Origin of the sequence: Nocardia sp. NPDC058058 (assembly GCF_042885355.1) — a bacterium.
Lineage (GTDB): Bacteria > Actinomycetota > Actinomycetes > Mycobacteriales > Mycobacteriaceae > Nocardia.
Map to the genome: position 1 here is coordinate 1,266,304 of NZ_JBHVSA010000003.1, position 19,389 is coordinate 1,285,692.

Annotated in this window: 24 protein-coding genes; 14 read left to right on the top strand and 10 right to left on the bottom strand. The window is 64.4% G+C overall.

What is annotated here, in order from left to right; all coding sequences use genetic code 11:
• Window positions 1-17: 17 nt before the first annotated feature.
• Complete coding sequence (locus tag ACFVUS_RS29590; protein WP_387773614.1) at window positions 18-1,166, bottom strand: protein kinase family protein; 1,149 nt, start codon at window positions 1,164-1,166, stop codon at window positions 18-20.
• Between the two features lie 151 nt (window positions 1,167-1,317).
• Here ACFVUS_RS29590 and ACFVUS_RS29595 point away from each other — a divergent pair, with 151 nt between their 5' ends.
• Window positions 1,318-1,593, top strand: coding sequence for a hypothetical protein (locus ACFVUS_RS29595; protein WP_387773617.1), 276 nt, complete (start codon window positions 1,318-1,320; stop codon window positions 1,591-1,593).
• Between the two features lie 32 nt (window positions 1,594-1,625).
• On the top strand, window positions 1,626-2,363 hold the full coding sequence (gene aat, locus ACFVUS_RS29600; RefSeq protein ID WP_387773620.1) for a leucyl/phenylalanyl-tRNA--protein transferase: 738 nt from the start codon (window positions 1,626-1,628) through the stop codon (window positions 2,361-2,363).
• Here aat and ACFVUS_RS29605 read toward each other — a convergent pair.
• The 4 genes from ACFVUS_RS29605 to ACFVUS_RS29620 all read right to left on the bottom strand — a co-directional run bounded on the left by ACFVUS_RS29605 (window position 2,352) and on the right by ACFVUS_RS29620 (window position 4,328).
• On the bottom strand, window positions 2,352-2,897 hold the full coding sequence (locus ACFVUS_RS29605) for a pyridoxamine 5'-phosphate oxidase family protein (RefSeq protein WP_387773623.1): 546 nt from the start codon (window positions 2,895-2,897) through the stop codon (window positions 2,352-2,354). The genes aat and ACFVUS_RS29605 overlap by 12 nt on opposite strands.
• A 153-nt stretch (window positions 2,898-3,050) precedes the next feature.
• On the bottom strand, window positions 3,051-3,386 hold the full coding sequence (locus ACFVUS_RS29610; RefSeq protein ID WP_387773626.1) for a winged helix-turn-helix transcriptional regulator: 336 nt from the start codon (window positions 3,384-3,386) through the stop codon (window positions 3,051-3,053).
• A 2-nt stretch (window positions 3,387-3,388) separates the two neighbouring features.
• Window positions 3,389-3,772 carry a hypothetical protein gene (locus ACFVUS_RS29615; RefSeq protein WP_387773629.1) on the bottom strand — a complete coding sequence of 128 codons (384 nt, stop codon included), beginning with the start codon at window positions 3,770-3,772 and terminating at the stop codon, window positions 3,389-3,391.
• A 4-nt stretch (window positions 3,773-3,776) separates the two neighbouring features.
• The gene (locus tag ACFVUS_RS29620) at window positions 3,777-4,328 is read right to left on the bottom strand and encodes a dihydrofolate reductase family protein (protein ID WP_387773632.1); all 552 of its coding nucleotides are present in this window, start codon (window positions 4,326-4,328) and stop codon (window positions 3,777-3,779) included.
• 85 nt (window positions 4,329-4,413) lie between these two features.
• On the opposite strand from ACFVUS_RS29620, the gene ACFVUS_RS29625 reads away from it, so the two are divergent.
• From ACFVUS_RS29625 to ACFVUS_RS29640, 4 genes are all read left to right on the top strand, one after another.
• Entirely contained in the window at window positions 4,414-5,289 is an 876-nt protein-coding gene (locus ACFVUS_RS29625; RefSeq protein ID WP_387773635.1) for a MerR family transcriptional regulator, read from the top strand.
• A 136-nt stretch (window positions 5,290-5,425) separates the two neighbouring features.
• Window positions 5,426-6,880, top strand: coding sequence for a DUF6301 family protein (locus ACFVUS_RS29630; RefSeq protein ID WP_387774741.1), 1,455 nt, complete (start codon window positions 5,426-5,428; stop codon window positions 6,878-6,880).
• Window positions 6,881-6,944: 64 nt separating this feature from the next.
• A complete protein-coding gene (locus ACFVUS_RS29635) occupies window positions 6,945-7,379 on the top strand; it encodes a YdeI/OmpD-associated family protein (RefSeq protein WP_387773638.1) in 435 nt (144 codons plus the stop codon).
• Between the two features lie 168 nt (window positions 7,380-7,547).
• Window positions 7,548-7,973: a hypothetical protein gene (locus ACFVUS_RS29640; protein ID WP_387773641.1), complete on the top strand. Its 426-nt coding sequence runs from the start codon at window positions 7,548-7,550 to the stop codon at window positions 7,971-7,973.
• 56 nt (window positions 7,974-8,029) lie between these two features.
• Here the strand turns inward: ACFVUS_RS29640 and ACFVUS_RS29645 are convergent, their stop codons facing one another.
• On the bottom strand, window positions 8,030-8,725 hold the full coding sequence (locus ACFVUS_RS29645) for a cysteine hydrolase family protein (protein ID WP_387773643.1): 696 nt from the start codon (window positions 8,723-8,725) through the stop codon (window positions 8,030-8,032).
• A gap of 185 nt (window positions 8,726-8,910) precedes the next feature.
• On the opposite strand from ACFVUS_RS29645, the gene ACFVUS_RS29650 reads away from it, so the two are divergent.
• Both ACFVUS_RS29650 and ACFVUS_RS29655 read left to right on the top strand, forming a co-directional pair.
• Window positions 8,911-10,023 carry a hypothetical protein gene (locus ACFVUS_RS29650; RefSeq protein ID WP_387773645.1) on the top strand — a complete coding sequence of 371 codons (1,113 nt, stop codon included), beginning with the start codon at window positions 8,911-8,913 and terminating at the stop codon, window positions 10,021-10,023.
• Window positions 10,024-10,050: 27 nt separating this feature from the next.
• Window positions 10,051-10,428 carry a GFA family protein gene (locus ACFVUS_RS29655; RefSeq protein WP_387773648.1) on the top strand — a complete coding sequence of 126 codons (378 nt, stop codon included), beginning with the start codon at window positions 10,051-10,053 and terminating at the stop codon, window positions 10,426-10,428.
• A 49-nt stretch (window positions 10,429-10,477) separates the two neighbouring features.
• On the opposite strand, the gene ACFVUS_RS29660 is transcribed toward ACFVUS_RS29655, so the two are convergent.
• The gene (locus tag ACFVUS_RS29660; protein WP_387773651.1) at window positions 10,478-11,107 is read right to left on the bottom strand and encodes a TetR/AcrR family transcriptional regulator C-terminal domain-containing protein; all 630 of its coding nucleotides are present in this window, start codon (window positions 11,105-11,107) and stop codon (window positions 10,478-10,480) included.
• A gap of 168 nt (window positions 11,108-11,275) precedes the next feature.
• On the opposite strand from ACFVUS_RS29660, the gene ACFVUS_RS29665 reads away from it, so the two are divergent.
• The gene (locus tag ACFVUS_RS29665; protein WP_387773654.1) at window positions 11,276-12,754 is read left to right on the top strand and encodes an APC family permease; all 1,479 of its coding nucleotides are present in this window, start codon (window positions 11,276-11,278) and stop codon (window positions 12,752-12,754) included.
• The gene (locus ACFVUS_RS29670; RefSeq protein WP_387773657.1) at window positions 12,751-14,367 is read left to right on the top strand and encodes an amidohydrolase; all 1,617 of its coding nucleotides are present in this window, start codon (window positions 12,751-12,753) and stop codon (window positions 14,365-14,367) included. Before ACFVUS_RS29665 ends, ACFVUS_RS29670 begins: the two co-directional genes overlap by 4 nt.
• A gap of 375 nt (window positions 14,368-14,742) precedes the next feature.
• On the opposite strand, the gene ACFVUS_RS29675 is transcribed toward ACFVUS_RS29670, so the two are convergent.
• Window positions 14,743-15,240: a hypothetical protein gene (locus ACFVUS_RS29675; protein WP_387773660.1), complete on the bottom strand. Its 498-nt coding sequence runs from the start codon at window positions 15,238-15,240 to the stop codon at window positions 14,743-14,745.
• A 112-nt stretch (window positions 15,241-15,352) separates the two neighbouring features.
• Complete coding sequence (locus ACFVUS_RS29680; protein ID WP_387773663.1) at window positions 15,353-15,628, bottom strand: GlsB/YeaQ/YmgE family stress response membrane protein; 276 nt, start codon at window positions 15,626-15,628, stop codon at window positions 15,353-15,355.
• Between the two features lie 187 nt (window positions 15,629-15,815).
• Between ACFVUS_RS29680 and ACFVUS_RS29685 the strand changes: the two genes are divergently transcribed.
• The 4 genes from ACFVUS_RS29685 to ACFVUS_RS29700 all read left to right on the top strand — a co-directional run bounded on the left by ACFVUS_RS29685 (window position 15,816) and on the right by ACFVUS_RS29700 (window position 18,804).
• Window positions 15,816-16,289: a hypothetical protein gene (locus tag ACFVUS_RS29685; protein WP_387773666.1), complete on the top strand. Its 474-nt coding sequence runs from the start codon at window positions 15,816-15,818 to the stop codon at window positions 16,287-16,289.
• 84 nt (window positions 16,290-16,373) lie between these two features.
• On the top strand, window positions 16,374-17,174 hold the full coding sequence (locus ACFVUS_RS29690; RefSeq protein ID WP_387773669.1) for an alpha/beta fold hydrolase: 801 nt from the start codon (window positions 16,374-16,376) through the stop codon (window positions 17,172-17,174).
• Window positions 17,171-18,436 carry a SpoIIE family protein phosphatase gene (locus tag ACFVUS_RS29695; RefSeq protein ID WP_387773672.1) on the top strand — a complete coding sequence of 422 codons (1,266 nt, stop codon included), beginning with the start codon at window positions 17,171-17,173 and terminating at the stop codon, window positions 18,434-18,436. Before ACFVUS_RS29690 ends, ACFVUS_RS29695 begins: the two co-directional genes overlap by 4 nt.
• Window positions 18,433-18,804, top strand: a complete 372-nt coding sequence (locus tag ACFVUS_RS29700) for an STAS domain-containing protein (RefSeq protein ID WP_387773675.1) — start codon at window positions 18,433-18,435, stop codon at window positions 18,802-18,804. Before ACFVUS_RS29695 ends, ACFVUS_RS29700 begins: the two co-directional genes overlap by 4 nt.
• Window position 18,805: 1 nt before the next feature.
• On the opposite strand, the gene ACFVUS_RS29705 is transcribed toward ACFVUS_RS29700, so the two are convergent.
• On the bottom strand, window positions 18,806-19,312 hold the full coding sequence (locus ACFVUS_RS29705) for a MarR family winged helix-turn-helix transcriptional regulator (protein WP_387773678.1): 507 nt from the start codon (window positions 19,310-19,312) through the stop codon (window positions 18,806-18,808).
• Between the last annotated feature and the right edge of the window lie 77 nt (window positions 19,313-19,389).

Sequence of the window (19,389 nt, forward strand, 5' to 3'; positions counted from 1 at the left end):
AGCCTAGCAACCTGTCTTCACGAGTTGCAGGGCGGTGGAACGATGACCGGCGCACTACCCAGCAAACGGCGGATCTCCTCGTCCGGATACGGGATCCTGCGGCTCTGCTGCTGGAACGCGAGCATGAACGTGGACATCACCGCGGCGACCGGTGCGTTCCGGGTGAGGACATCGGCGATGCCTTCCGAGATGCCTTCTGGCCGTTTACCTTCGGCGATATCGCGCACCATCGCGGCACGTGCCTCGCGCCCTGTCACCCCGCACACGGCGGTCAGCAACCAGTTCACCAGATAGGTGGCAGTGAATCCGCGGTCATAGCTCTGTATCCCGTCGAAGAACGCGGCCTCCTGCGGTGAGAGATCGAATCCGGAGGAGAGCGCGAGACCGTAGTCGGCGAAGTAGAGCCGTCGGCCATCGGTGAGAATGTTCCACACGTGCGCGTCGAGGTGCAGCAGCCCACGGCTGTTCATGAACGCGGTGCCCGCGGCCAGCTCCCGCTCCACCACGGCGCATGCCCGGTCGGCGGTCTCACCGCCGACATCGATCTGGTTGTTCAGCCATTCGTGCAGTGTCTGTGGGATGTACTCGAGGAACAGCGCGATGCTCGCCGAAGAGTCCCGGAGCGCCTCGATCCGGCGGCGTACTTGCGCTCGGCCATCCCAATAGTCGACGGCACGATCGATATCGGCGAGCTCCTGCGGCAACGGCGTCGAGTCCGGCAGCACGCGCCAGTGATACATCAGCGGGAATCCCGAATAGTGTTCCGCGAGCACCCAATTCGTCGTCATGGTGTGCACCGCGAGCTCACGCCAGGCCCCGAACCCCGCACCGCCGATGAGGCCGACGCCGTAGTGATGGAACAGCGGCAGCTCGAACAGATTCGCCGTGGACCGCACATGTTCGGGCTGCCGTTCCAGATCGGTGAGTGGCACGCGCTTCACGAAGACCGGGGTTCCGGCGATCTCCAGTAGCGCCGACTCCCCGCCGATTCCGGAACCGAGCGGAGTGGCCGCATCCATGAGCTCGCGCAATGCGAAGTCGCTGTGCAGTGCCAGTGCGGTGGAGACTTCACCATGGGTGTGCACGCGCGCCGTGCGAGACAGGTCGCGGGCCGCCGCCGGGTCGGGTGGCATGAACCCGGCTGCGGCAGGGCCTTTCGTATTCACGTTATGTCGACCTCGATTCGGTCAAGGCCGCGCGGGGATGACCCGCGAGGCGGAGCCGGTGCTGATTGATATCTTCACTGGGCGTACATGATCCGCCCAATCGGTGCGGCCATCGCGTTATCGAAGTCTTTCTCGACCTGGAATTGAAGGCATGTTGGATCGTCCCGCTCATACGACGGACTGCGGGTTCGCGGAGTGGTTGGAACAGGTGCTGGGCGCGATGGCGGTCACCGATCCCTGCGCGCCGGACTTCGAGCGCCGTGCGTTGAAATACGACTACAGCGGTGAGGCCGCGGTGCCGCGTGCGTGGTTCGATGACCCGGTGGTCCCGCGCGACTCGGAATTAGTTGCTGTCCAATGGGATTCCTTCTTCTCGGCAGCCTACGCCGGGAACAACCCGTACCTCGTGCCGGTCGCCGCGGTCTGAGTTTGTCGGCCCAGATCGGTAATGTCTCCCTGGTGAGCGAAGCTAGCGACCTGATGCGGATGTATCTGGCCGATCCGGACCAGCCCTTCCCGCCTGTCGAGCTCGCGGACGACGACGGGCTGATCGCGCTCGGCGGGGATCTCTCGCCGGAGCGGTTGCTGAGCGCCTACTCCGCGGGCATCTTTCCCTGGTACAACCCGGGCGAAACGATCCACTGGTACTCCCCGGACCCGCGCAGCATTCTGGTGCCGACCGATCTGCGGGTGTCCAAGTCCTATCGCCGAGCCGTCGCGGTCGCCGACTACGCGGTCACCATGGATCATGCCTTCGCCGATGTGATGTCCCATTGCGCCGGACCCCGTGCCAAGGAAGCCGGAACCTGGATCGGCTCCGACATGCTGGCGGCCTACCAGCGATTGCACGAGCTGGGTCATGCGCACTCGGTGGAAATATGGCGCGACGGTGATCTCGTCGGCGGACTCTACGGTGTCGCGCGCGGCCGATCCTTCGCGGGCGAGTCCATGTTCTCCCGCGCCCGCGACACCTCCAAGATCGCGCTGTACTGGCTCTGTACTCAGCTGGCCGCCTGGGATTTCGCCCTGATCGACTGTCAGGTCACCACCAGTCACCTCGCGTCCCTCGGAGCCATCGATCTGCCCCGAGCGGACTACCTGCACCTGCACACCCAAGCCGCCGCGCGCCCCGCTCGCCCCGGCCCGTGGCAATTCGAAATCCCAGTTCCCAACTCCGCCAACCACTTACCGGTGTGAGCGACTCTCGCCCTCTCCATCGGCGAGCGAGATGGAATCGGTGTCGGGTAGATGCGACATCATGACCGGGTAGCGCACCAGCCGCGCGCTGGTGAAGGAGATGTCGCGGACGTTAGTGAAGTTCGACCATAAGAGCTTGCCGCCTTTGAGCAGCAATGCGGGGCGAACTCGTTTGCGGACCTGCTCGAGTTCGGCGGCGGTCGCGGGGCGTGCGGCGCTGACCGTGCCGTACAGCCGTACACCCGGCGGGGAACTGAATCGGCCGAAAAGCAGTGCGCGGAGCCAGAATAGCGATCCGCGATTGACCGCCATCAGGCATACCTGCGGATTGGCGTCGAGATTGTGTGCCAATGCGGTTGTGTACTGGTCGAAGTAGAAGGCGGTGCGATCATCTCGAAGAAAGACGGTTCCCACCGGGGTGATGTTCGGCATGCCATCGGCATCGACCGACGCGATCGCGAAATGGCCGGTCGATTTGCGGCCCCGATCCACGATCGCGCGGATTTCGCGCCACTGTTCGTCGAGGTCGTTCATCGTGCGGCTGTGGTCTGCGCCGTGCCCGCCGGACTGCTGAAATCGCCACTGGCGCAAGGCATGACGTAACGAATTGAACCCCACCACTTCATGGATCGCACACTAACACTTGTTGTGACCTCAGCAGCCCGTGTACCCAGCCTTCGACCCTGGTCATTCGAAGTCGTTCTGCCACTGGTCTGCCCACTGTGACAGCGGTGCGAGTCGTTCGACGAGCGTGCGCCCGGTGGCGGTCAGCCGGTAGCCCTGTTCGTGTTCGACCAGACGTGCCTCGGTGAGCTCGGTCAGTCGACGGGTCAGCACGCTCGAGGACAGGTCGCCGCAGGCGGTCCGGAGTTCACGAAACGTGAGTGGGTTCGGGGCGCGGTCGAGTTCCCAGATCACCCGCAGCATCCAGCGGCGTCCGATCAGATCGAACAGGGCCATGATCGGACGCCCGGTGTTCGATCCGCGCACCTGCCGCCCGGGGAGTGGTGTTTCGGCGGCCATGATCACACCGCCTGGGGCGGGGGCGAATCTTCCAGTCGCCGAGCCATTTCCGCGATGGCGGCGCGCAGTACCCGATATGGCCGCAGGAACAATGTCACATGCGTCAGTCCGCCGGTCTCGGAGAGCTCTTCGCGCAGCACGCCCTGAAGCTCCTGATCGGCGAATCGCGCGGTGAACGCGAACATCGCCTGCCGGTCATCGATCCACTGCCGGGTCGGATGCACTGAGTCGAGCACGGTCGCGATCGTGCCGAGTAGATGCGCGGCGCGATCGCGACCGTGGTAGTCGGCGACCGGACTCGAGAACGTCGCCTCCTCGTCGAGCACGTCCAGCAGCTGTGCGGTGTCTTTGGATTGCCATACGCGTAATACGAGACTATCGGTCATGCCTCTATTTTAGAGGCAAGCCGGGATCGGTGCCAGGCCGCACGCGATAGACGATTTCGACCGAACCACCCGCAAGGGCGCGCGAACTCTCGAAATCCAACCCCGTCGAGGTGCTCAGCGCATCGGTCAAGCGCATCCCCGAGCCCACCAGAAACGGCAGCACAACCAGTTCCAGCTTGTCGAGAACACCCAGCGCGCGGAAGGTTTCGATGGTGCTGGGACCACCGATCAGGTGGACATCGCCGCCCCGGTTGGCAGCACGCATGCGATCGAGCAGCCGGACCGGGTCATCGTCGAACACGACGTCATCGGGTGTGCCTTCGGGTCGCTTCGAGCCGAGCACGAACACCTGCAAGCCCGGCCACGGCCATCGGTCGGTCGTCAGTGCCGGCTCGAAGGTAGTCCGGCCCATGACCGCTGCCTCGACCGTCTGCAGGAAATCAGCCACTCCATGGCTGCCCGGCCCGTGTACCGGGTCCAGCACCTGCGGTGGCCAGCCGTCAGGAGTGGTGACGTAGCCATCGGCGCTGATGCACAAGCGGGCGAGAATCTGCACGATAGGGCTCCTGTCGATATGTGGTCGCACTTGATCGGACGGAGCGGGCGATGGAAATTCATCGCTACCGGAACAACTTGCCGTGGTGCCGAGATGCGAGAAGTCCTCGCGCCCGGCCGCGAAGATCGGACTTGCTCCTGACGTAACGTCAGGTTTTAGCGTCGTCGATACCGGCGCGAGGTGCGCCGGTGGAAGCGAGTGGAAGCGGATGAACGTGCGGGGAACCGAGTCGGTGTGGAAAGTCGGTGAGCTTGCGGCCGAGGCGGGATTGACGGTGCGCGCGCTGCACCACTACGACCGCATCGGGCTGGTGAGTCCGGCGAAACGCAGCGGCACCGGGCACCGGCTGTATACGGCGGCCGATGTCGAACGCCTGTATCAGGTGCTGGCCCTGCGTCAGTTGGGCCTGAGCCTCGACCAGATCGCCGAGGTGCTCACGGGTGCCGTGGCTATGCCGGAAGTGCTTGCCACGCACCGTGATTACCTGGCCGCGCAGCTCGTCGCGACCCGGGAACTGCATGCCCTGGTGGCGAGGCTGGCCGCGACCGCGCAGGGTCGCCCGCAGATATCCGCAGATCGCTTCCTGGATTTGATCAGAAGGACAGTCATGGTCGACGACATTCTCGAGAAGCATTTCACGCCGGATCAGTTGGCGCAGCTTGCACAACGCAGGGAGGAACTCGGCGAGCAGCAGATCCAGCGCGCCGAATCCTCTTGGAGCGAACTGATTCCGGAGGTCGATGCCGCGATCGAAGCGGGTATGGACCCGACCTCGGCGCAGGCGCAGCAGCTGGCGGCGCGATGGATGGATCTGCTGGAGGAATTCCACGGCGGCGACGCCGGACTGCGCGAGGGCATGAACCGGATGTACACCGGTGCCGACGCGAGCCAGGCCGAGGTCTGTGGCCCCTCGCCCGCGCAGCTCGACTTCATCAACACCGCGAATTCCGCACGCCGATAACCAATTTCACGATGTGCGAGCGAACGTCCCGAGATCGTCTCGGGGCGTTCGCGCATCAGACCGCGCTAATAGACCTGCGCGTAGTAGTCACGCTTTGACCGGTCTCTGTCGTTACTCTCGCGTCATGGGAGTTGAAATGCGGGTGGATCGGGCGGGGGCCGTCGAGATCGCCGAGGCGGCAAAGAAATTCGAGTGGACCTGGACGCGGGAGAATATAGAGCGGTTTGCCGCGCACGTTGGGTGGAGTGCACCGGGGGGCTCGGGGACGGAGGGTGTGTGGCTCGAATCGGAGACCGGCCTGCTCGTGAACCGGCCGCGGGCAGAGGTTTTCGGTTCGGATGGCCAGGTGGACTATCTCGTGGTCACGGTTGCCGATATGACGGACGGTCCGGACGAGGCCGGGCCGGTCGTATCGGCGGCGCTCCACCACGTGGTGATGGGATTGTGGGTCCCGGTGGATCCTCCGTCCGAGCGAACTGTGCTGTTCGAATTCGGCGCCAGTTGGATTCTCGACGATGTCGTAGTGGGACTTCGGTCGGTTGAGCGGTCGGTCGAGCTGTGCCTGATCGCTCCGGCCGAGCGTAAGCGGGTGCTCGCGGTGCGGTGGGCGGCCATCGACAATTTCACCTCCGGTGCACAGTGGCATGCCGGTGCGACGGCGATATCGACACTGGCGCAGGTGGATCCGGCGGATTGGTCGCGGGCCGCGATGGATCGCATCGTCGCCGCGATCGGATGGGAGGTCGACGCCGAGGCCGAGGCGAAATACAGCGCCTTGCGATCGGAGTCCGAGTTCGGATCGCTGTGGGTGGGCCGGTCCGATGCCAACGACCATGGCTACGGATTCGGCGAGTACCACAGTGCGAGCCTCTCGCTGAGCTTCACGGAGGCCACATTTCGGATCGCGTACCTCACCGCGCTCGATCTGTGTGTACGGGAACTCGGTGCGCCTTCGCTGGTCGGCGGTCCGAGCGCGTTTGCGACGTGGCGGCGTGGGCCGATCACACTGACGCTGTCCCGGCGGATGCCCTGGCTGGGTTCGGGTGAGGTGAAGTTCGAGCTGATCCCGACCGAGGCCGCTGAGAACGAGGACTACACCTACTCGAAATACGATGAGCTGTGGGATCCGTCGTACTGGTGGCGGGTGCGGCCCGACCGCGACGCCGACCGATCCGACATCATCGGCATGTACACCCCCGGCGAACGGCTGGTCGGTGACTGGGAGGAGTTCGACGCTCGCGTCGACCAGGTTTTCGGTTCTCTCGGTGCCGATGTCCCGTACATCTTCCGCTTCGCGGCGAACGTCGTGTGGGTGATCACATCCGTCTCGGATTCGAAATTCGTTGCGCAGGGCTGGTTCTCGGCCGACGAATGTCATGTGGAAACTCATGAGTCCGGCGAAATCGTGTTCCGAGTCTTCCCTCCGGGCCGTTCGGGCGCCGAAGAGGTCGCGGGGATTGTGAAGTCCGCGGTCCGGGCCGCGGTCGATTCGCCGGAGCGGCTGCGGCACTACGCCTTCGTGCCCAGCGCGCCGCAGCAGCTGTGGGATTTCCGCCTGGGCCTGGCCCGCGACACCCGAGAAGAGCCCTGAGCGCGATCCGATATCTGCGGCAGTGTAGGAAAAGAGCTGTCGGCAGAACAACAGGAGATCGATCATGAAGTTCAAGACCGAGGTCGAGCCACCCGAGCCCATGCGCGGGCTGGAAGTCCCGCCCGAGGTGGTGGAAGCGCTCGGCGAGGGCGCACGCCCACCGGTGACGATCACGATCAACGGCCATTCCTGGAGAAGCCGCATCGCCCTCATGCGCGGCCGCCACCTCATCGGCCTCAGTCACGCCAACCGGCAGGCCGCAGGAGTCGAGATCGGCGAGCAGATCGAGGTCGAGGTCGAACTGGACACCGAGCCGCGCGTCATCGAGGAACCCTCGGACTTCGCCGCGGCCCTGGACGCCGACCCCATCGCCCGCGCCGCCTACGACAACCTCGCGCCCAGCCGCAAGCGCGAGCACGTGATCTCCATCGAGAGCGCGAAGAAGCCGGAGACACGTCAACGCCGCATCGAGAAGGCCATCACCGCTCTGCGCGGCTGAGACCCAAGGGTGCGTGGTCTGTGAAACGTCTTGGGCCGGTTACTGTTCGCGAATGAAGTTTGACATATCACGCTTCACTACTCGGACCGTGCACGGTAGAGCGACCGTTGTGGAAGCGCGTCGGCAACTTCGTCCAGGAGTTGGGTTCCCTCCGAGCTCGAACAACGCGTGGCGTACCTGCTCTCGCAGGGTGCGGGTCCCGGGGAGAATCTGGAACCGTATCCGCCGACGTCAGCCACCTGGGACCGCATCCGCAAGGTGACGGCATGGTCGGCGCTGCTGAGATTGGCCATCTTGGCCGGGGGCTGGCCCGAACCTGGCGAGACGGTCACAGATCTTGTCAGCGGCCAGGTACGCCTGAGCGATGTGCTGTCAGCGATCCTGCAGATCACTGCGATGATCGAGCCCTGCGAGGAAGAATTCCGCACGCATTATCAGCGACCCGGAGGTCCAGCTGCATTCTGTGCCGATCATCCGGATGCGTTCGCGGCGATCGAGGACGCAGAGGAGATACTCTGCGACCCCTCGCACATCCTGGATTTGTTGGATGAGATTTGGACCGGACTCCTCCGCCCGGAATCAGCGTGCTGGTGACCGCTTGGTTCCCGACCGAGAATCGAGAACGTCGTATGTCCTTGGGGCACAGCCGATCACGCTGGCCCGTTTCGCGTCGCCACGTTTCTCTCGTCCCAGTAGGCGGGGTCGCGGCCGTAGTTGGGTGTGGTGAACGCACGATCCCATTGCGCGCCTTCGGCTATGAGCTCCCGCCACGGAGCGACTTCGACATAGAGGACGCGCATCGAGTTGAGGGCGGCGTAGTGCAGGTCAGGACCGTCGGTGGAGACGGCGTCCTCGGCGACGGCAACTTCGTAGTTACGTTCGAGCGCGGCGCGCACGGTCGCTTCGACGCAGACGTTGGTCTGCAGTCCGGCGATCAGGAGGCGTTGTACGCCAAGGCTTCTCAGAATCGGATCGAGCTCGGTGTAGGCGAAGAAGCTGTGCCGGGTCTTGTCGATCACCAGGTCCCCGGCTGCGGGCGCGACGAGATCGATAATGCTGCTACGCCATTCGCGCTCGGCGGCGGTCAACGCCGGGAGCCTTGAGCCTCGAATTTTCTGGTGTCGCGCGGCTCGCGGGTTAGCGGCCAGCAACCCGGCCGGACTGGCTGTCTGCCGTGAATACACAATCGGTATATCGGCCGCTCTTGCCGCCGACAGCAGATTCGCGCATTCCTCGACCACGTCGGTCAAGCGCCAGATCGGCGGCCAGCCCAACAGGTCCCGGACGTGATCCTCGGCGATGTACCCGTTCTGCACATCGATCATCAGCACTGCGAGACTGGTCATTTCGAACCTTCCCTCACCCTGAAGCTGCCCCCTGACCAGCATGCCCGATCATGCTGATACTTACGGTCGAAGCGGATGAGCTGATCGAATCCATTGAGTAGCAGGCAAACTCCGCCGGAATCGCACATGCCGATCGTGTCCCTATTCGATGGCCGAGTTTCGATGGTGCCCATATAGTCGATGAGGTGGGGCGTGGGCTGTGGATTTCGCTGGTGTTGAGTGTGGGGTTGAGCGTTTCCGGGTGTGGCGTCGTCACGGACGATGAGCGCGGTGGTGACGATGTGTTCGCCTATCGAACGGATCGGGAATTGGTGCTCGCTGCTGCGGCGGGAACGATCGTCAGGGTTCCCGTTGGGGTTGATGACGATCCGAATGTTGATTTCACGTTGGGCCGGGATGTCGCATTCACGGTCACCGGCAAGACCATTGTCGGCGCGGCGGCGGCGCGGGGTTCGTTTGCCGGGGTTCCGTGCGATTGCCGGCGCGCTTTTCCGCAGTCGGGTTCACGGGTTGTGTGGTGGCGGGGGCCCGACACCATCATGTCGGTCAGGCTCGACCCTGTCGAGGATGCCGACGCCGGTGGGTCATCGGCCCCCGGGTTGGCGCCGAAAGTTCTTCGCACAGTGGTATTCCCGGACATGCAGGCACCCCTTGATGCTGTGGATACCGTGTCCGATGACACCGAGATCGTCGCGGCCTCACCGATGCATATCGTGCTGAATCGGCTCGAGCACCGGCTCGGCGACCGGGGGACGGTCAATCATCTGTACAGCGTGGACCTTCGCACCGGTGCGGTTCACTCGTACGGCACCGTGCCGGAAGTCAATATGCCCCTGCGCAATGGTGTCCATCAGCTGTTCGACAGCGCCTCTCCACCGACCGGACCCGACCACTTCTATGTGCTCGGGGAGATCCGAACCGACACTTCGCGCAGTGATGTCGTTCTGGACATCGACACCACCGCGGGGACCATTGTCAGCTCAACCCCGGTAAACGGTGCGCAACTGGTGAATCTGCGCGGCGAATCGGGTGGCATTGCGGTGACTGCGAGCCCATCGACTACCTCGGACCGCCCGATTCCTCTTGTCTGGCAACAACATAACGGCCGATGGTCTCAGGAACGTGATGAGGCACTCCTTGATAGAATCCGCCTACCAGGCTCGGACTCGGCAACCCTGGATCTGATCCCCGCCGATTCCGGGCGGGCGAACCTGTGCCTGAACCAGATCGCAGGTTCCAAGCAGTTGGCCACAAATGTCGTATCCATCGCGGTCGCACCGGCTGTCCTCCGGTTGTGAACCCGTCATCGAAAGGATGTGTGTGCCATGCAATCCGGTGGCTGCTTGTGCGGGAATATCAGGTATCGGGCGGCGGGGGAGTTGTCGTTTCCGCATTTGTGTAGTTGTCCGCATTGCCAGCGGTTGTCCGGCGCTCCGGTGATGTCGTGGGTGGATTTTCCTCGCGACGGGTTCGAGTGGACCGGGCCCGGTGGGGAGCCGATCTGGTACAACACGTTTCCCGATTCGCAGCGGGGGTTCTGTGGGGTGTGTGGGAGTTCTGTTGCGGCTCAAGATGATAGTGATGCGGAGTTGGTTGGTGTCACGATGATGAGCCTTGACGATCACAGTGCGCTGGTTCCCGAGCGGCAGAGTTTTCGTCCCAATGCTGTGTCGTGGCTGCCGATTGTCGGTGCGCAGGACTGACCTTCGTCATGGATGGGCGTTCGGGCAGTCGGTGATTGCGTGCCTCTTCCTAAGTTGTGGCGGTAGGTGTTTCGCCGAGCCGGAACGCCAATCCGTCGAGCAGGCAACGTAATCCGTATTCGAAGGCGGCGTCGGCGCGTGCAACTACCTCGGCGGGGGCGGCGGCGATCGCGGTGGTGAGGTGGGCGTGTTCGGTGGGGTTGGCGGCCCAGATTTCGTCGGGTGCGGATAGATCCAGGGCTGAGCCGAGGGCGAAGCTGTCCAGGACCATGATGACCGGGAGGGCTTCCTCGCGGGGGAAGCCTGCCGCGATGATGACGCCGGCGATGTATTCGTACTGTTCGAGGACCTCGGGGGCGGAGATGGTCTGGCCGATGAGCAGGCGCACCAGGTCGGGGTAGGGGCTGAACGCGGAGCGGTATTCGCGCAGCCAGGTGGCGAGTACCGTGCGCCACGGGCCGTTTCGGTCGAGGTCGCCGAATTCGCGTCCGGCGATGCGGCCGCGGATCAGTTCCACCAGTTCGGTCCGGTTGCGGACGTGGTGGTAGACCGAGGACACCGAGACACCGAGTTTGTCCGCCAGGCCGGGCATGGTCAGCCCCTTGGATGAGGAGACCAGCTCCAGCGCCGCGTCGACGATCATCGCCCGGTTCAGGCGCGGGGTCTTCGGTCTGGCCATGCCCGGGGACCGCCTTTCTGTTTTCACGAAGTTACCGCGACGCCTTGACGGGACCGCTGTCGTCCCTCAGCATAGTTAATCGAATCACATTCGATTAATCTTCGTGCCGGTGTCCGCGCCCGGAGAGCTCTGGAAGGCCGTGCGCCTATGTCTTCACTCGATCAGTCGATGGCTGCCGATCGTCCCGGTGACGGTCTGAAACGAAATGCCCTGGGAGCCAGTGGGATTGCCTTCATGGTGATCGCCGCTGCGGCGCCGCTCACCGTTATGGCGGGCGTCGCGCCACTGGCTTTGGCGGTTGCCGGGCCGGGTGCGCCGATCGCATACCTGGCCGCAGGCGTCATCTACGCGGTGTTCGCGATCGGATTTCTGGCCATGACCCGCCATATCGGGGGAGCGGGCGCGTTCTACAGCTACATCACTCTCGGGCTCGGCAAATCCGTCGGCCTCGCTTCGGGTGTGCTGGCGGTCGTCTCGTACAACGCGCTGCAGATCGGCGTGTATGGGCTGATGGCGGTGCAGACCCAAGCCGCCATCGATCGATTGTTCGGCGTCCAGGTCGACTGGCCGATATTGGCGCTGGGTGCGGTCGCGATCGTCTGGTTCGTCGGTCGGCGCGGCGTCGATGTCGGCGCGAAATTCCTTGGCGTGCTGCTGATCGCGGAAACCGCCATCCTGCTCGTGCTGGCGATTTCGGTGGTCGTCAAGGGCGGCGCGAACGGCATCACCTTCACCTCGTTCACCCCTAGCGCTGCCTTCGCTCCCGGCATGGCCGGAGTCCTGTCCTTCACCTTCGCCGCCTTCATGGGCTTCGAATCGACCGCCGTATATCGCTCCGAAGCGCGTGATCCCGACCGAACCATCCCGCGCGCAACGTATTTCGCGGTCGCGTTCATGGCGCTGTTCTACTGCTTCATCGTGTGGTCGATCGTGCAGGCGTTCGGTGACGCGAATGTGCAGGCGGCCGCGCAGCAGGACACCGCGGGGCTGTTCTTCACCGCGATCGAACAGTACGTCGGGGCCTGGTCATCGGATGTGATGTCGGTGTTGATCGTGACCAGTGCGTTGGCATCGCAGATCGCCTTTCACAATGCCATCAACAGGTACACGCTCTCGCTCGCTCGTGACGGTGTGCTGCCCGCGTGGCTCGACCGCACGCACCCGACGCTCAAGTCGCCGAATCGTGCGGGCGCGCTGCAAACCGTGCTCGCCGCTGTGGTCGTGATCGGGTTCGCTGTGGCGAAAGCCGATCCGTACCGTCGCTTGCTGATCTTCGTAAATACCCCGGGGATCGTGGGAGTCATTGCCCTGCAAGCGCTTACAGCCGTCGCCGTGGTGGCGTACTTCGTGAAGAAGAAGGCCGTCTCGGTCGAACGTGCCGGGGTCGTCGCCGCTGCTTTCGGGGCGGTAGCTCTCGGTATCGCCCTGTTCCTGGTGATCTGGTTCATCAATCTGCCCACCGCCACGACGGGCACCACCAACGCCGTCCTCATCGGTGTGGTGCCCCTGGTCATGATTCTTGGCGCGGCGGCGGCCCGCTGGTTCCGCAGGTACCGCCCGAAGGCCTATGCCGCCATCGGCGGTTTCGGCGAGGACCGCGACACAACCATCCCCATCAACCTGGAAAGCAAGGAAACCTCCCTATGACAACGGCCGATGTGATCATCACTGCCGCAACCGTTCACACTCTCGATGGTTCGCGCCCCGACGTGCGGTCGGTGGCCATCGCCGATGGGCGTATCGTCGCCGTCGACGATGAGGATGACACCCGGGCCTGGCGCGGTGCCGCCACCGAAGTCATCGACCTCGGAAACGCTACTCTGACACCGGGACTCATCGACGGGCACATCCATCCGGTCACCGGCCTGAATCTGACCTATGGCATCGACCTGTCCAGTGTTCGCGACCTCGACGGGCTGCGCGAAAGCCTCTACGAGGCAAAGGAAACCATCGACACCGACGGGTGGATCCGGGGTTGGGGTTTGGATCCCAACGTGTTCGGCGATCTCCCGGTCACCCACGCCCCCATACTGGCGGCGATCGGATCGGACATTCCGGTATTCATCGAAATGTTCGACGCCCATTCGGCATTGGCGAGCCCCGAAGCGTTGCGCCGCGCGGGCATCACAGGTCCCCGTGAATTCGCGCAGCACTCGCGCATTGTCTGCGACGACACCGGAACCCCCACCGGGCATTTACTCGAACCCGCCGCCATGGCCATCGTCCGCGAGATCCTGCCCCGCGAATCCACACACTCGCGCCGAATTCGCCTGCGCGCCATACTCGATGGCATGGCCGCCGTCGGCATTACCGCCGCGAACGCCATGGACTTCGAAGGCGACAGCGGCGACCTGATGTTCGACCTCGAATCCGAGCGAGACCTCCCCATCCACCTGCGCTTCGCCCCCTTCTGTCTCCCCGGAAGCGACCGCGCCACACTGGATCACATCATCGAACTGCAATCCACCCGCGGCCGCCGCTGGCGGGTCGACGGCGTGAAATTCATGATGGACGGCACCATCGACGGCGGCACCGCCTGGCTGGACGAGCCCGACACCCACGGCGAATCCACCGCCCCGTTCTGGCCCGACCCGTCCGAATACCGCCGCGCCGCACAGTATCTGGCGCAGCATGGCGTCCCGGTCGTCACCCACGCCATCGGCGACGCCGGAGTCCGCTATGCCCTCGACACCCTGTCCCGCGCCGCCGCGCCCGCCAACGGCGCGCGGCACCGCATCGAACACATCGAAACCCTCCCCGATGACCTGGTGTCCCGCTTCGCCGAACACGGTGTCGTAGCCAGCATGCAACCCACCCACTGCACCCACTACACCCGAGCCGACCACACCGACAACTGGTCCACCCGCCTCGGCCCCGAACGCGCCGCCCGCGCCTTCCGCACCCGCGATATCCGCGATAACGGCGGCACCCTGGCCCTGGGCTCGGATTGGCCCGTGGCCCCGTACGATCCGCGCGCCATCCTGGCCGACGCCCAACTCCGCCGCCCCGCCGGCCACCCCGACATCGCCCCCGTCTGCCCCAAACAATCCCTCTCCGCCCTGATGGCCCTCGAGGGCTACACCACCCACGCCGCCACCGCCGCAGGCCAATCCGCGCTGACCGGCCGCATCGCAGTCGGCATGCGCGCCGACCTCACCGCCTTCACCGTCGATCCCCTCGCGGCCCCGCCGGACGAACTCGCCGACGCCCCGATCGCCCTGACCCTCAACTCGGGCCGAATCACCCACCGCCACAACTGAAGAATGCCGCCATTGCCGGACTGCACCGAAAGCCTCGATGCAGTCTGGGCTGACGTGCAGTCCCGGGCATCATGACGAATACGTGGGTGCTGCTCCAAGCGGTGGAGACCAACTCTCGCCCGGGCGCGCATATCTCGCCGACCGTCGATTGGTTACCTACGTGGCGATTACGGACGGGTGTGCTGCCGTGACGCAGCGTTGAAGTGGGCTTGCGTGCAGCGAATGCACGGTCGGCTTGGTATGCGCGGCTTTTCGACAGGTCGGTCTTCCGCCGTGCAGGGGAGAAGCGTCGTTTTCCGCACCGCACGAACCGCTCGACACCGCACCCGATGTCCCGAATGTGGTTCTGCGGCAAGACTCCGGTCTGCGCAGCGATCACGGTCTGTGGTCAGCGTGTTCCGAGGAAGTACGTTCGCGGGTTGCCGCTGATCCCCGGTGAGTCAGGGCGATGCCCGATCCAACCAGGCCGATCAAGGTCAAGGCGATGGCGATGCTGGGCCAGCCCGCGGTCTTCCAGTACACGTCCTGCAAGGTGATGAGTAGCGCCGCCTCGTCGACGATCAGACCGAGTGCGATGCCCAGCACCAGACCCATCCAGGTGCGGGCACGCGGGCTGCGATCGACCAGGCCGAAGATGGCGACGCCCGCGAGTAGCAGGATTCCCCACAGGTAGTGATGCAGGTGAACGCCTCCGGCGGAGACGTTGCCGACATTCTTCGGGTCGATCTGGATCAACCAGGTCACCAGGCGCGCGCCGCCGAAGGTGATGGTGAACGCGATCCAGGCCAACACGATGCCGCGACGGGATTCGTCGATGTCCTTCCATCGCCGGGGTATCCGGAAATCCGATCGATCGCGCGCGAAGTTGATCATGCATACGGGCTACCCTTTCGGCGCTGCGGCAGTCGCGACGTGAGGTGGCAGGTGGGCGTCATGATCGTCACAATCCGGCGCGTGTCCGGAACTGGTCACCAATGAGCTGGATTCAGGGAGTCCGAGCGGTTTTCCTGGTGATCAGCTTGAGGATTCCCAGCAGGATCACTGCGCCGATCAGGCAGGTCAGCAGGCTGAACAGTAGGCCGCCGCCGGATACGTCGACCCCGAAGCCGCGTAGCAGGAACCCGCCGATCAGTCCGCCGACGATTCCGACCACGATATTGAGCAGGATCCCCATCTGTGCGTCCGTCTTCATGAGCTTGCTGGCAAGCCATCCCGCCAGACCGCCGATGACGATCCAGCCGATCACACCGAGTGTGAGCATGTGTCCTCCTTGGGTGTGTCGCGTCTGTCGTTACCGAACTGCCCACCGCGGCGGACTTTAACCACCGCCTGGTTAACTCCCTGGTGGACAGCGGGATTCGGTGTTCCGGGGTCAGTGGAAGCGTGCTCGCGGCTGACCCGTGCCACGTAGAATCGACTGATTCGAGGTCGATGGGGGTGGGTGGACGATGGCCGACAAGCCGCAGAGTTTCCGCAACGTCACTCAATACTGTGTGTTCGTCGATTCGGACAACCTCAAATTGCCTGTGGTTCTGGACATTCTGTCGCGGAATCAGGTGAACAGGGGTGTCCTCTACACCGCCGATTCGGCTCGTGCGAAGGTCGTTTCCAATGGGCTCGCGGAGCAGAGCTATCCGGTCCGGTCCCGATCGGAGGACTCGAGCGTCGACCAGGCGGCGATCAGCAAGTTCAACACCGGCGAAATCCGATTCCTGACCGCGCCGCACGCGTTGGTCGTCGAAGGTGCGATTCCCCTCGTGGTCAACTACGACCTGCCACCCGATCTCGATACCTACGCCGCGTGCGCGGCGAATGACTCCGGGCGCAAACGAATCATGATCAGTCTGGTGCTGCCTTCGGACAAGGACCGCCTCGATGCGATGAACCTAGATATCAGCACCCTGGTCCTCAACTCCGGCTAGCCGGCTATCTGCGGGCACTCGGTCCGCCTGGCTATGTCGTCGGCTGTTACGAAGCTGCCAGTGAAAGGTGGCAGGATAGCTGGGATGAGTGCGCTTAGCAGGAACAATGTCGTCGTCACGGGGGTTGTGGACGGTCCGACGGTGTTGTTGGCGCACGGGTTCGGGTGTGATCAGCACATGTGGCGGTTGATCGTTCCGGTGTTGGCGGAGCGGTTTCGGGTGGTGTTGTTCGACCATGTGGGAGCGGGGCGGTCGGATACTTCGGCGTGGAGTGCGGAGCGGTACGCGAGTTTGGACGCGTACGCGCAGGATATCGTCGAGATCTGTACCGAGATGGATTTGCGGGAGGTTGTTCTCGTCGGGCATTCGGTGTCGGCGATGATCGCGGTGCTGGCGGCGAATCAGGCGCCGGAACGGTTCGCGAAGCTGGTGCTGTTGACCCCATCGCCTCGCTATGTCGATGACGATGAGTATCGCGGCGGGTTCAGCGCCGACGATATCGCCGAACTGCTCGACTCACTCGACGCGAATTATCTCGGCTGGTCCCACACCATGGCGCCGGTGATCATGGGCAATCCCGAACGGCCCGAACTCGGGCAGGGGTTGACCGAGAGTTTCTGCCGCACCGATCCGAAGATCGCGCGGGTGTTCGCCAAAGCCACGTTCCTGTCGGACAATCGGGCCGATCTGCCGAAGGTCAGCGTCGAAACGCTGGTGATCGAGAGCGCGCAGGACGCGATCGCGCCGCGCGGGGTCGGCCGCTACGTGCACGAGAACATCTCCGGCAGTTCACTTCTCACCCTCGATGCGACCGGGCACTGCCCGCAATTGAGCGCCCCCGAAGCCACCGCAGCGGCCATCGTCGCATTCGCGGAAACTAGATGATGGCCTGGACCGGCGACAGCATCAGCCCGCAGCTGCCGGGAGACGGCGCGGCCGATCCGGTGTTCTCGGCATTGCTCGAGGACAGCGCCGAGGATCTGTACGAGAACGCGCCCTGCGGTTATGTGTCCACGCTGATGGACGGCACGATCGCGAAAATCAACACGACCCTGCTGGGCTGGCTCGGCTACGAACGCGAAAACCTGGTCGGGCGAAAGCATTTCGCCGATCTGCTCACCGTCGGCGGGCGCATCTACTACGAAACCCATATCTGGCCGATGCTCTCGCTGCACGGCGAGGCGGGCGGTCTGGCCCTGGAGCTGGTGCGCGCCGACCGCACCCGGCTGTCGATTCTGGTGACCTCGGTGGTCAAGGCCGGACCGGATGGCACTCCGCAATTGATCCGCACCACGATCTTCGACGCGACCGACCGGCGCGCGTACGAACAGGAATTGCAACGCGCCCGCGATAGCGCCGACCGCGAACGCGAGAAGGCCGAGCTGGAACACCAGCGGGTCCAAAAGCTGGTCACCACACTGCAACGGTCGCTGTTGCCGCCGGTGTTGCCGCAGGTCCCCGGTATGGAGGTCGCGGCCTACTATCACCCGGCCTCGGCGGAGAACGTGGGCGGCGACTTCTACGACCTGTTCCCCCTCGCGGGTGATCGCTGGGGATTCTTCCTCGGCGATGTCTCGGGCAAAGGCGCCGCGGCGGCCGCGGTGACATCGCTGACCCGCTACACCCTGCGCGCGGCCGCGGTCTACGACCCGGACCCCATCGCGGTGCTGGACAACCTCAATACCGTGCTGCACCACCGCTATCGCAATGACGAACCCCGTTTCTGCACAGTCGTTTACGGCTCGCTCACGCCGGGGGCCGACGGCGCGGACCTCGTGCTGAGCACCGGCGGGCACACGCCCGCGGTGCTTGTCCGCGCCGATGGCACCACCACGCTGGTGGAGTACCGCGGCGGAATGCTTGTCGGCGCGGTCCGCAAGGCCAAGTTCACCAGCGTCGAAATCCGTTTGTGCCCAGGGGATACCGTCCTGTTCTACACCGACGGTCTCACCGAGGCTCGCACTCACGATCGCGAACGCTTCAGCGAGGAACAACTACGCGACCTCGTCGCCGACCTCGGACCGACCACCGCGCCCGCACTGATCGAGGCGATCACCGCGGTGCTCACCCGATTCGGTGACGGGGTCGACGACGACACCGCCCTACTCGCCATGAGCATTCCACCGGCCGGAGGCCAGCAAGCGTGAGCACCGATTTCACCGTCACCCAGCACACCGGCCCGGCGGGTCCGGTGCTCACCTTCACCGGTGAGCTCGACGCCGCGAGCTCACCGACCGCGTTCGAGGCCATCCGGGCACTGAAACTCGTTGCCGCCCAATTGCTTCTGCTGGATTTGACCGCGCTGGGCTTCTGCGATTCGAGCGGCATCACCGCATTCCTGGCCGCGCGCAACAGCGCCGAGGACGCCGATGCGGCAATGGCATTGGTCGGGATTCCGGACCAGCTCGCACGCATCTTCAGCCTGATCGGCCTCGACAGCATTTTCACCATGTACGCCACCGTCGCCGAAGCGCATACCGCCTGGACCGCCGCCGGGTCGGCAGCGGCGGACTGATTCAGCCTTTGCGTGGAATCCGTTGCGGCGGTGCGGCAGTGGCGGATTCGGCGAGCTGAGCGTTCATCGCCTCGGTGAGCTCGGTCAGAAAGGTATCGAACTGACGCAGCTGCTCGGGGGAGTAGTGGGCCATGACGGCCGCGACGCGTTCGCCGAGCGGACGGAAGAACTCGTCGGCGAGGTTCTGCACGTGGGCGCTGCTGCGGAGGGTCACCACGCGCCGATCGCTGCTGTCGCGAGTGCGCTGGACGTGCCCCGCCTGTTCGAGCCGGTTCAGCAGCGCGGTGGTCGCGGGCTGGGACAGTGAGATTCGCTCGCTCAGGCGCGCGGGCGAGAGCGTCGCACCGCGTTCCTCGGCCGCGAGTATCTCGATGAGGGCCTCGGCATCGGTGGAATGCAGGCCCAGCCATGCCGCGAATTGCCGGCTGAACTCGCGAAAGTTCGCGCCGTAGGCCCGCAGTCCCTCGGTCACCTGCTCCTGCTGCGCCCGAGTAGCCGGGTGGTTCATCTGTTCCTGCCCACCTTTCTCATGCCGGAGCGGTACCGGCGACACCGTTTGACAACCTACCCGCATTCTAGATACTT

Coding starts and splice junctions, on each gene's coding strand:
- ACFVUS_RS29595 (WP_387773617.1), top strand. CDS start 1,318: ATGTTGGATCGTCCCGCTCATACGACGGACTGCGGGTTCGCGGAGTGG.
- ACFVUS_RS29605 (WP_387773623.1), bottom strand. CDS start 2,897: ATGAACGACCTCGACGAACAGTGGCGCGAAATCCGCGCGATCGTGGAT.
- ACFVUS_RS29610 (WP_387773626.1), bottom strand. CDS start 3,386: ATGGCCGCCGAAACACCACTCCCCGGGCGGCAGGTGCGCGGATCGAAC.
- ACFVUS_RS29615 (WP_387773629.1), bottom strand. CDS start 3,772: ATGACCGATAGTCTCGTATTACGCGTATGGCAATCCAAAGACACCGCA.
- ACFVUS_RS29630 (WP_387774741.1), top strand. CDS start 5,426: ATGCGGGTGGATCGGGCGGGGGCCGTCGAGATCGCCGAGGCGGCAAAG.
- ACFVUS_RS29635 (WP_387773638.1), top strand. CDS start 6,945: ATGAAGTTCAAGACCGAGGTCGAGCCACCCGAGCCCATGCGCGGGCTG.
- ACFVUS_RS29645 (WP_387773643.1), bottom strand. CDS start 8,725: ATGACCAGTCTCGCAGTGCTGATGATCGATGTGCAGAACGGGTACATC.
- ACFVUS_RS29655 (WP_387773648.1), top strand. CDS start 10,051: ATGCAATCCGGTGGCTGCTTGTGCGGGAATATCAGGTATCGGGCGGCG.
- ACFVUS_RS29660 (WP_387773651.1), bottom strand. CDS start 11,107: ATGGCCAGACCGAAGACCCCGCGCCTGAACCGGGCGATGATCGTCGAC.
- ACFVUS_RS29665 (WP_387773654.1), top strand. CDS start 11,276: ATGGCTGCCGATCGTCCCGGTGACGGTCTGAAACGAAATGCCCTGGGA.
- ACFVUS_RS29670 (WP_387773657.1), top strand. CDS start 12,751: ATGACAACGGCCGATGTGATCATCACTGCCGCAACCGTTCACACTCTC.
- ACFVUS_RS29675 (WP_387773660.1), bottom strand. CDS start 15,240: ATGATCAACTTCGCGCGCGATCGATCGGATTTCCGGATACCCCGGCGA.
- ACFVUS_RS29680 (WP_387773663.1), bottom strand. CDS start 15,628: ATGCTCACACTCGGTGTGATCGGCTGGATCGTCATCGGCGGTCTGGCG.
- ACFVUS_RS29685 (WP_387773666.1), top strand. CDS start 15,816: ATGGCCGACAAGCCGCAGAGTTTCCGCAACGTCACTCAATACTGTGTG.
- ACFVUS_RS29690 (WP_387773669.1), top strand. CDS start 16,374: ATGAGTGCGCTTAGCAGGAACAATGTCGTCGTCACGGGGGTTGTGGAC.
- ACFVUS_RS29695 (WP_387773672.1), top strand. CDS start 17,171: ATGATGGCCTGGACCGGCGACAGCATCAGCCCGCAGCTGCCGGGAGAC.
- ACFVUS_RS29705 (WP_387773678.1), bottom strand. CDS start 19,312: ATGAACCACCCGGCTACTCGGGCGCAGCAGGAGCAGGTGACCGAGGGA.